10 protein-coding genes are annotated in these 7,307 nt (G+C 64.1%); 3 read left to right on the top strand and 7 right to left on the bottom strand.

What is annotated here, in order from left to right; all coding sequences use genetic code 11:
- Positions 1–381: 381 nt before the first annotated feature.
- The 6 genes from AB0I38_RS39865 to AB0I38_RS39840 form a co-directional block, all read right to left on the bottom strand.
- A complete protein-coding gene (locus AB0I38_RS39865) occupies positions 382–600 on the bottom strand; it encodes a hypothetical protein (RefSeq protein ID WP_358495836.1) in 219 nt (72 codons plus the stop codon).
- Between the two features lie 510 nt (positions 601–1,110).
- Positions 1,111–1,611, bottom strand: a complete 501-nt coding sequence (locus AB0I38_RS39860; protein ID WP_358495833.1) for a site-specific integrase — start codon at positions 1,609–1,611, stop codon at positions 1,111–1,113.
- 531 nt (positions 1,612–2,142) lie between these two features.
- Entirely contained in the window at positions 2,143–2,706 is a 564-nt protein-coding gene (locus tag AB0I38_RS39855) for a DinB family protein (RefSeq protein WP_358495829.1), read from the bottom strand.
- Positions 2,707–3,345: 639 nt separating this feature from the next.
- On the bottom strand, positions 3,346–4,056 hold the full coding sequence (locus AB0I38_RS39850) for a site-specific integrase (RefSeq protein ID WP_358495824.1): 711 nt from the start codon (positions 4,054–4,056) through the stop codon (positions 3,346–3,348).
- A 137-nt stretch (positions 4,057–4,193) separates the two neighbouring features.
- On the bottom strand, positions 4,194–4,574 hold the full coding sequence (locus tag AB0I38_RS39845; RefSeq protein WP_358495818.1) for a hypothetical protein: 381 nt from the start codon (positions 4,572–4,574) through the stop codon (positions 4,194–4,196).
- A 72-nt stretch (positions 4,575–4,646) separates the two neighbouring features.
- Entirely contained in the window at positions 4,647–4,946 is a 300-nt protein-coding gene (locus AB0I38_RS39840; protein WP_358495815.1) for a helix-turn-helix domain-containing protein, read from the bottom strand.
- A gap of 466 nt (positions 4,947–5,412) precedes the next feature.
- Between AB0I38_RS39840 and AB0I38_RS39835 the strand changes: the two genes are divergently transcribed.
- The 3 genes from AB0I38_RS39835 to AB0I38_RS39825 all read left to right on the top strand — a co-directional run bounded on the left by AB0I38_RS39835 (position 5,413) and on the right by AB0I38_RS39825 (position 6,689).
- The gene (locus AB0I38_RS39835) at positions 5,413–5,646 is read left to right on the top strand and encodes a hypothetical protein (protein WP_358495811.1); all 234 of its coding nucleotides are present in this window, start codon (positions 5,413–5,415) and stop codon (positions 5,644–5,646) included.
- Positions 5,646–6,038, top strand: a complete 393-nt coding sequence (locus AB0I38_RS39830; RefSeq protein WP_358495808.1) for a type II toxin-antitoxin system VapC family toxin — start codon at positions 5,646–5,648, stop codon at positions 6,036–6,038. The genes AB0I38_RS39835 and AB0I38_RS39830 overlap by 1 nt, the downstream gene beginning before the upstream one ends.
- A 240-nt stretch (positions 6,039–6,278) precedes the next feature.
- Positions 6,279–6,689, top strand: a complete 411-nt coding sequence (locus tag AB0I38_RS39825) for a hypothetical protein (RefSeq protein ID WP_358495805.1) — start codon at positions 6,279–6,281, stop codon at positions 6,687–6,689.
- A 330-nt stretch (positions 6,690–7,019) separates the two neighbouring features.
- On the opposite strand, the gene AB0I38_RS39820 is transcribed toward AB0I38_RS39825, so the two are convergent.
- On the bottom strand, positions 7,020–7,307 hold a 288-nt coding region (locus AB0I38_RS39820; RefSeq protein WP_358495801.1), incomplete at its 5' end, for a transposase.

The following is a 7,307-nucleotide window of genomic DNA, read 5'->3' as shown; positions in this document are numbered from 1 at the left end:
CTGATTCCCGCCACAATCCGCGGCGCCCCACACCCGAAGACGATCACACCCCGCGATCATCCAACATCGGAATGCGCAGGGCCTGAATGCCTACGAACGATCCCGATAAGCAAGCGCACGCCGTGCCCGTTGCGTGCCCGTTAGTAGAGGGATCAAGGGGGACTCACGGGGAATCACGGGCACCCACCCCGCTCCCCCGCAGGCCAGCGTTCTGCCTGGTCAGCGACCATGGCGCGTAGAGACTTCCCAAGCTGACAGCGCGGGTTCGATTCCCGTCACCCGCTCCACTTATGAAGGCCCAGGTCGGGATGGAATCCAGATCGTGGATCTTCGTCAGCTTCTGAAGTAACTCTCTGGGCCAAGAGGCCTTCGGGCCCTTGCTCATTCGGGCCGGTACCGCCTGGTGCGCAAGTGCTCGGCACGCTCCGCCGCCATATATTCCCGTCGCTCCTGCCACAGGATCTCTTGGGGACTCGGCACCCGCCGCTTCTCATGTCTGATCGCCAGGCGGATCGCCCAGTAAATAAAGAAGAACAACAGCACGGCCGGAACGGCCCATATCACCAGCAAGAGCAGAATCTCGGTGAACCCGATCGTCATCTGATCCTCCGTGTAGGGGGAACCAGCATGCCTGATCTTGCAGACTGCGTCCATCAATGACTTCGCCTGGCCGTCGGCCTAAGGTCAGCTTTCACGTGCCATCGACACCGTTTCATGCTCGCTATCCGCAGGGATCAGGCTTGATCGCGTGCCAAATCCGTGCCAGAACAGGCGGGGAACCATGGTCACTCACGGGGAATCACGGGGACTCGACCCGCCCTGACCTGCACCCCCGTTTTCCCAGCTCAGGGCAGCAAGGTCAGTAGTGATTCCCAAGCTGACAGCGCGGGTTCGATTCCCGTCACCCGCTCCATTCCAAAGGCCCAGGTCAGAGATTGATTCCCGACCCGGGCCTTGATTGTCTCTAGGACGCTCTCGATCTTCCGTGCAATTAGCCGACCGGGGCGAGTACCCCGGCTGAGCCGTCCTCATCGTCGTCCCGCTTCTCAAGCTGCCTGTCGATCGCATCCGTGATCGCCTTGTCGGCACCCCGTACGGCGTGCTGATAGATCATCGCGGCGCGTACGTTGTCGTGTCCCATCCGGCCATCAGGTCCGTGAGGCCCGCGCCGGACTCGGCGGCGAGCATGTTGCCCGTATGCCGGAGATCATGGAAGTGCAGACCTGGCATGCCCATCTCCTTGACCACGTCCACCCAGCGCGTGCGGGTGTTGAAGCCGCTGCGCCGGAGCGGTCCGCCCTTCGCGCCGGGGAACACCAGTGCGCCCGGCTCGTCCTGGACGTAGGTGGCGATGTGCTCCCGGAGCGCCTGAACGATGGCCTGCGGGATGCCGACAGTGCGCCGGCCAGCCTTGGACTTGGGCGGACCGAGGACCAGTCCCCCGGTCGAGCGCTCCACGAAGGCCACCCGTATGCACACCGTCCCAGCGCCGAGGTCGATGTCACTGCGGCGGAGCGCGCTCACCTCACCCCATCGCAGACTGGCGAATGTGGCCGGCAGCACCAGGGCGCGAAAGCGCCGGTCATGGGGCCAGTCGGCCCGGCCGTCCATAACCGACGAACGCCATCATCCTGCCACAGCGAATACGTGCCCGCTGCGTGCCCGTCAGGAGGGCCACCAAGGGGGAAGCACGTGGACTCACGGGCAAGGCGAGACCGCCTCTGACCTGGAGCGCAGCAGGTCAGAGGGTCGCGTACCGAGATCTTCCAAACTGGCTACGCGGGTTCGAGTCACCAGCGAAAAGGAAGCGAACCCGGCGCTCGCCGCCGCACGCGGGCGGGTCGAGCACGGCTTCGCCCATCTCAAGAACTGACGGATCCTCACCAAGCTCCGCACCGATCCCGCTCGCGCGACCGGCCTGCTGCGCGCCCTGTTCGTCCTGACGAACCTCGAAGGAGCCCGCCGACAGATGATCTTCACCCGAGACATCCGCCCAACACCAGCATGACCACCCCGAACGACCCTCACGCCACCACCCTGACCAGCTACTTCAAGAGGGCGCAGCTTCACTGAAGCTCGCAGCCACGGAGCGTCACGGAGTCCACGTGGGTTTCCGAAGCTCGATCGCCGGTTACCGGAAAGTCATATTCGGCGCGGTACGGTTCCGTCCTGCCAGCGGTAGAGGTCGCGCAGCAGGGAAATCTCGGCGCCGTGATGGATCAGCTCCCTGTTGACGTGCAGGACGATGCCCTCCATGGGAAACCGCTCGGGACCCACCGTGGGCGGATTCTCCAGGTCAGCGTCCGAGAGCTCGCGGACCCCCGCGTTCCATCTCCCATACATCTCATCGAGCTGTTTCAGCGCCTCGTCAGCGGTCCCCGCGTAGGCGAATGTCTGGTAGTCAACGTCCTGGCCGCCGAAGTGCCATCCAACCCGGTAGCCCAGGCAGGAGACGATGATGTGCGCCAGCCGCCAGGCAATCGTGGTCACCGGCGCCGGCACCGGGCCAGGGGACGCGAAGTCCATCGTCCATTCCCCCGAACCTGCCGACATCGGTGCGGCCGACGCGCCACGTGGGCGGATGCTCCAGCAGCCACGCACCGGCTCCCAGAAGTATTCCTCATCGGCAAGACCGTGCAGCCGCGGCCGCAGGTTCTTGTGCCAGTGCCGGTCCAGCTGGTCCGCGATTCGCTCGCTTCTTGACATTTCCGCACACTACATACAACGGAGACCTGGCTGCTGCGCCCCTCGGACGCCGTCGCCAGCCGTGGGCCGCGAGAGCGCACCGCACCGGGAGATGACGCTGTGGGCTGATGTGCCCTTCGGGCCGCGCCGCCGCGAGCGGCTGTTTGACATTAACAACCCGGCTGGCTGGGTTGGGTTCAATGACCCAAATGTGACAGCCTCGACCGATGACATAACGGATGATCAAGACCGCAGACTCCCGCCCGAGATCAGCATGAGTATCCCGAGCGAGTGCCACGCCAGAGCCTCCGACCTGCATGTTCGAAGATGGCGAAGACTCAAAGAACTCGGGCAGGGGATCGGGAAGGCTGTTCATGATCGTGGATATGCGCTGAGGATCCCATGTTGTGAGGTGGAGCCGGGGCGACAGCCGTGCAATTAGCGTGCAACTAGACAGGGTGACGAGGGGGCAACCACGGTCACTCACGACCAGTCGAACCCCCAGCTCAGCCGTCTCACCTGCCGTGCTCGATGCACTTCCCAAGCTGACAGCGCGGGTTCGATTCCCGTCACCCGCTCTCACTATGAAGGCCCAGGTAGGGACATGAATCCCGACCCGGGCCTTGATTGTTTCCGGACTGGTTCGATCTTCGCGGGCCATTAACGGGCCATTAGCTCGTGATCACCCTGCCGTGACCAGTACGCCCGCCGTCCCCTCGTCGTCGTCATCGTCACGTGCTTCGAGTTGCCGATCGATGGCGTTGGTGATCGCCTCGTCGCTCCCCTGACGGCGTGCTGGTAGATCATGGCTGCTCGGACGTTGTCGTGTCCCATGCGCGCCATGAGGTCCTTGAGGCCCGCGCCGGACTCGGCGGCCAGCATGTTGCCCGTGTGTCTCAGGTCATGGAAATGAAGCCCTGGCAGGCCCATCTCCGTGACCACGTCCACCCAGCGTGTACGGGTGTTGAAGCCGCTTCGGCGGATCGGCCCGCCCTTGGCTCCCGGGAACATCAGCGAGCCCGGCTCACTCTGGACGTAGGTGTCCATATCCTCTCGGAGGATGGGGACGATGCTCTGCGGAATGCCCACCGTCCGGCGACCGGCCTTGGACTTGGGAGGCCCCAGCACCAGCCCGCCCGTAGAGCGCTCGACGAAGGCGACCCGGACGCGGGCGGTGCGTGTCTTGAGATCGACGTCCATCCGGCGTAGCGCGCTGACCTCACCCCAACGCAGGCTTGCGAACGTGGCCAGGAGCACCATCGCGCGGAACCGCCGGTCCTGAGTAGTGTCGGCTCTCCCCTCCATGGCCATCCTCCACAGCGTCCGCTCGGCCCCTGCTCGTGTGAGGAAGATCTCCGGATGTGTACGCATCGCGCCGGCCTGTCTCCCCGACAACACAAGAAGCGTGCGGACTGGTGGGGGACTGTCTGGCTGCGCTTCAGAAGTCCCCCACCAACCCAAGGCGCGACGGAATGGGCACCCCTGGACTCACCCTCCGCCGCGCCCGCTCATCGGGCCCGACCGTCGAGAAGGGCCAGCCAGACGGCTTGCGCCTCCTTGAACAGCCGTCTATGGCTTTCATGGACCTGTACCGCCCCATCGCCTCGCCGAGTCCGGCGAATGTGCGCCTGACCCCCTGCGTGGCACAGCTCGTAGACCGTGTTCACGCAGTCGCAGGTATGGGCGGTCACGCGGACGCGGTCCTCCGCGCGGGTGGGCTCCCGCCAGACCAGGCGCATGTGATCCGGCTGAAGCGGAGCGACATGGAAGCTGAGCTGGTCTCCGAGCTCCAGGTCACGGCCCGCCTGCTCGTATTCGGACAGGACGGGACGCAGACCGCCGACATCGACCGAGCGATCGCTGCCAAGAAGCGGTGTGAGGCAGAGCACGACCTAACCACCACGCACGTGTTCGAGAGGAGCCCTTGGCACCTCACAGCCCTGAACAATGCTTCGGTACGGTCAGCTCGCCTCGCGCAGCGGCTGGAACTGAACGCTCAGTCGCATCTCCAGAGCGTCCGCGAGCCGCTCCAGCATCGGGATGGTCGGCATCGTTCCCCCTGCCTCGAACCGTGCCACCGCAGGCTGCTTCAATCCTGCGCGCTCAGCCAGCTCGGTCTGAGTCAGTCCGAGCTGCTCACGCCGCAGCCGTACCGCTTCCCCCAGCTCGAACCGGATCCTGGCCGCCTCATATGCCGCTCCGGCTCCGGGACGGCCCATGATGTCAGCCCGCTTGGCGGCCCACGTTCTACGCTCCCCCATGCCACTCACTCCTCATCTGCGGTGTGGGCCTCAGCGATACATCGCTGCATGGCCCGCCACGCACGCTCGATCTCAGCGGATTCGCGCATCCGCTGTTTGCGGAACACCGTCAGCATGATGATCCGCCTGCCCGGTGCGATCCAGTAGGTGATCCGTACCGCCTCCCGGTCGAGGTGGAACGCAACTCACGCAGCTTGCCGCGGAGCTGGCGAGTGTAAGGCTCGTCAAGCAGGACTCCTCGCCCAGCCAGCAAGTCGACGTAGAACGCCGCCGTTTCCTGCCCCTCCTGATCAAGCGTGTCGAACCACTCATCGACCTCTGGCTCCAGTTCCACCTCTCCCCGGTTCATAACACGAACGTTATAGCGGGAGCAAGTGACATGTCCCAAGGATGCGGAAGCGTGCGCCGCGGAGGGAAGGCAGGCCAGGACTTGCCCTTGTAAGACAAACTGTCTTACAGTGGCGGCATGGCTGACACCATCACCATCCGCAGCGACTCGGAGACCGAGCACGCACTGGATGTCCTCACCCATGACGGCAGCTCGCGCTCGGCGGCTATCCGTCAAGCCGTGCTGGAAGCCGCCCACCGTAAGGAGCGCGCTGCCGCCATGCGTCGCGCTGTCCTGCGTATGCCGCTCGGCGAACCGGACGGCATCGACATCGCCGCGGAGATCGCCCACAGCCGCGAGGACGAACGCTGATGATCTATCTCGACTCGGCCGCCGTCGTGAAACTCGTCCACGCCGAGGCCGAGTCGCAGGCATTGCGCGACTGGCTCGACGAACGGGCGGAGACTGGATGGACGAGTTCGGTTCTGCTGGAGATCGAGTCATCACGGGCCCTAGCACGCTACGTCCCAGAAGCCATAGCCCGACTTCATCTGGTCCTCGACCTGATCGAGTTGGTGGAACTGGACGCCAGCATTCGCATCCTGGCCCAAACTGTGAGACCGGTGACCGTACGGAGCCTGGACGCTATCCACCTGGCAACAGCTCTCCGCATTCGCTCCCAGCTCACTTCATTCGTCACGTACGACAAACGACTGGCCGATGCTGCCCAGACAGCCGGACTGACCATCGACATGCCTGCCTGAGGCATCTCTCCACCACCAGGATCTCCTGACAGGGTTCCTGGCCGTGGATACCTGAGACGTCGCGCGAGCAGAGCGGCGCCGTCTGCTGCCCAGAGGCCATGATCTTGAAAGAGTTCCCAGGCTGACAGCGCGGGTTCGATTCCCGTCACCCGCTCTCGATGTGAAGCCCAGGCCGACCGAGGGATTCGGAACCTGGGCCTTGATCTTGTACGGGCTTGGTTTCACTGTCGTGCCAGATTCGTGCCAGAACAGTTGATCAAGGCGACCGCGCTGCCGCGCTCAGCACGATGGCATGCTGAGCAACGTGGACGATCTCGAACTGCTCCGGCGGGAATTCGACGCGACGGATCCTTCCTCCTTCAGCTCCGATGCGACCTTCACTGGGATCGGCAGGCGTTCAGCCACCTGGAGAAAGCGATGCGCCAAGTCTGCGCTCAGCAGGAAACCAAAGATCAGCTTGATCGGTGGCTGGTAGAAGGCTACTGGTATATGGCGGACTTCGTTCCAAGCTGGACCAGCCACCCGAACTTGCCTCGTCCGGAGCCATCCGAGTACTACGAAGCCGCCCTGGAACGCCTCCACGACATCCAGACTTGGTTCGTCACTGGACGATCCCCGTACATGGACACCCATGTGTGGGCGGATCTCTGACGCGCTGCATGCCAACGCATCCCTTACGATCGCCCGGCGGTGGCCGGCCACCGTCCGTGGCTGGGGGCGATCGGCGGGCCGGAGGAGCAAACGTCCCGCGCCCGCTGTGCGCCCGCCAGGAGGGGACAAGGGGGAATCATGGCCACTCACGACTGGCCGAGGCTGTTGTTGCCCAGGGGCTCAGAACCCAAAGTCCGTGATCATTTCGGTTCCCAAGCTTCAGGGTTCAGCAAGTACTGGAAGAACTGACTGGTAGTTTTCAGCACGGCGGGATCATGCTGCGGCGCGGGCCATATCTGAAGGTACAACAGGTTGAATTCGTAGAGCCGGTCATGTGGCCACGGTGGTCTCCTCGATGATGAGTCCGGTCTGAGCCAGGCAGCCATTGATCAGATGGGGCCGGTACTGGATCTTCTTGAGCTTGCGCTTGACGATCCGGACAAGTGCGGTCAGGTCGGTGACCACGAAGTTGGCCATGGAGCGCCGCATCAGCGACCAGATGCCTTCCGCCGGGTTCAGCTCGGGGGCGTAGGCCGGGAGCCGGTAGATGCGTAACCAGTCGGCGTTGGCCTCGGCGAAACGGGCCAGTTCAGCGACCAAGTGCACGCTCAAGTTGTC

The sequence above is a fragment of the Nonomuraea cavernae genome (assembly GCF_040655715.1).
Lineage (GTDB): Bacteria > Actinomycetota > Actinomycetes > Streptosporangiales > Streptosporangiaceae > Nonomuraea > Nonomuraea cavernae_A.
This window is presented reverse-complemented; position numbering and strand designations above follow the sequence as displayed.

Excerpts from the sequence above, each read along its gene's own strand:
- AB0I38_RS39865 (WP_358495836.1), bottom strand. The coding sequence starts at position 600 with ATGACGATCGGGTTCACCGAGATTCTGCTCTTGCTGGTGATATGGGCC.
- AB0I38_RS39860 (WP_358495833.1), bottom strand. The coding sequence starts at position 1,611 with ATGGACGGCCGGGCCGACTGGCCCCATGACCGGCGCTTTCGCGCCCTG.
- AB0I38_RS39855 (WP_358495829.1), bottom strand. The coding sequence starts at position 2,706 with ATGTCAAGAAGCGAGCGAATCGCGGACCAGCTGGACCGGCACTGGCAC.
- AB0I38_RS39850 (WP_358495824.1), bottom strand. The coding sequence starts at position 4,056 with ATGCGTACACATCCGGAGATCTTCCTCACACGAGCAGGGGCCGAGCGG.
- AB0I38_RS39840 (WP_358495815.1), bottom strand. The coding sequence starts at position 4,946 with ATGGGGGAGCGTAGAACGTGGGCCGCCAAGCGGGCTGACATCATGGGC.
- AB0I38_RS39835 (WP_358495811.1), top strand. The coding sequence starts at position 5,413 with ATGGCTGACACCATCACCATCCGCAGCGACTCGGAGACCGAGCACGCA.
- AB0I38_RS39830 (WP_358495808.1), top strand. The coding sequence starts at position 5,646 with ATGATCTATCTCGACTCGGCCGCCGTCGTGAAACTCGTCCACGCCGAG.